This is a genomic window from Trinickia symbiotica, from assembly GCF_002934455.1.
Classification (GTDB): domain Bacteria; phylum Pseudomonadota; class Gammaproteobacteria; order Burkholderiales; family Burkholderiaceae; genus Trinickia; species Trinickia symbiotica.
Map to the genome: position 1 here is coordinate 1 of NZ_PTIR01000059.1, position 1,728 is coordinate 1,728.

The following is a 1,728-nucleotide window of genomic DNA, read 5'->3' on the forward strand; positions in this document are numbered from 1 at the left end:
GCGAGGTACTTGGAGTAGATGCGGCACTGAGAGAATGCGCCGCCGGTGAACCACAGGCCGGGCTGATCGGTGCGAGTCCACATGTTGCGCAGTTCCTGGGTGCGTTCGTCAAAGCCCCAGATTCGGCCCACCCGCTGCGCGACTTGCTCGCCAAAGAGCGCGCCGACGATGTGGCCCAGGCCCTTGTAGCCGGTGGCCAGCACGATGAGCTCGGCGGGCAGCAGGTGGCCGTCCTTCAGACGAATGCCGCTGGCTTCGAAGCGCTCGATGTCATGATACTGAAGCAAGCCGACCTCGCCACGGGCGATGAGGTCGGAGCAGCCGACATTGAAGTAGTAGCCGCCGCCGCGTTGGCGGAACTTCAGCGGCCAGCCGGTTTCGTCGAAATCGAGGCGGAAGCCGGCGCGCTGCAGCCGCTCGTGCAGGTCGGCGTCATACTCGCGGGCCTTCGCGGTGAGCAGGCGATGGGCCTGCTTGAGCATGGACAGGGGGATGGAGCTGCTGATCAGATCGCGATCGGCGAAAGCCGGCCCCTGACCATAGAAGATGCCATCGTAGAGCTGAGCGCTGGGTTCGACGTTGATGATCTCGGTGGGGCTGCGCTGCACCATGGTCACGTGCGCGCCATTGCCGTGCAGGTCCTGGGTGATGTCGTGGGCGCTGGTGCCGGTGCCGAACACGAAGACGTTCTTGCCCTGCCAGGGTGCGCCGTCGCTAAAGCCGCTGGAATGGACCACTTTGCCGGCAAATTGATCGAGGGTGGGGATCTCCGGGATGTTGGGGGTGCCGCTGACGCTGGTGGCCATGATGATATGGCGCGGGCGCATCTGGCGCAGCGATCCGTCTGCCAGGCGCAGGTTTGCTGCCCAGCAGCCTGCGACTTCATCGCGGGTGGCGCCTTCGAAGGAGGTGTGGGTCCAGAAGTCGATCTCGAGCGCCTCGACATAGAACTCGAGCCAGTTGGCGATCTTGTCCTTCGGGATGTAATTGGGCCAAGTGGAGGGGAACGGCAGGTAAGGCAGGTGATTGCTTGGCGTCATGTTGTGCAGCTTGAGCGCGTGATAGCGCAACCGCCAGTTGTCGCCAACGCGGGCCATGCGATCGATCACGAGGGCCTCGACGCCAAGAGCCTTGAGCGAGGCAGCGGCGCTCAGGCCTGCGTGGCCGCCGCCGACGATGAGCACGGTGGGGTCGCGATCAGCATACCGCAGCGCGTCCTTGCGCCGATCCAGCCAATTGGGGCCATTCCAGTCGCGCTCGAAGGGCGGCTCCTCGCGCTGCAGGCGGACGGTTTCCTCGTCATGGCCGGTGATGCTGTGCAAGGCGGTGAGCAGGGTCCAGGCCTGCGGGGGCGTGTCGGCCAGGACATCGGCGAGTCGAATGCGCAGTAGCCCGGCGCCCACGCCGGAATCGGTGGTAAAGCGCAGGATGGCCTCGACCACGAGTTCGCCGGCGCGCTCGACTTCGCGCGGGGCGCAGCGTCTCGGGTCGATTTCGAAATTGCGCGCGCCGCAGCGGCTGGCTGCCTCCAGCAGGGCGGAACTCAAGCTGTCGCGTCCGCTGACGGTGTCAAACGTCCAGGTCAGGGCGAGCAGATCGCGCCAGTGGCTGTCGGGATGAAACAGCGCGTTGAGTCGCGTCGGGTTGCGGGTGCTCAGGGCGGCGTTGAACAGTTCGAGCCATCGCGATGCGATTTGGCTCGCCTGCTGGACTGCTGTGCTTGGCATG

The 1,728-nt window shown here is 65.4% G+C and carries 1 protein-coding gene; it reads right to left on the reverse strand.

The features are described from left to right. On the reverse strand, positions 1 to 1,728 hold a 1,728-nt coding region (locus tag B0G57_RS30705), incomplete at both ends, for a flavin-containing monooxygenase (protein WP_104489629.1).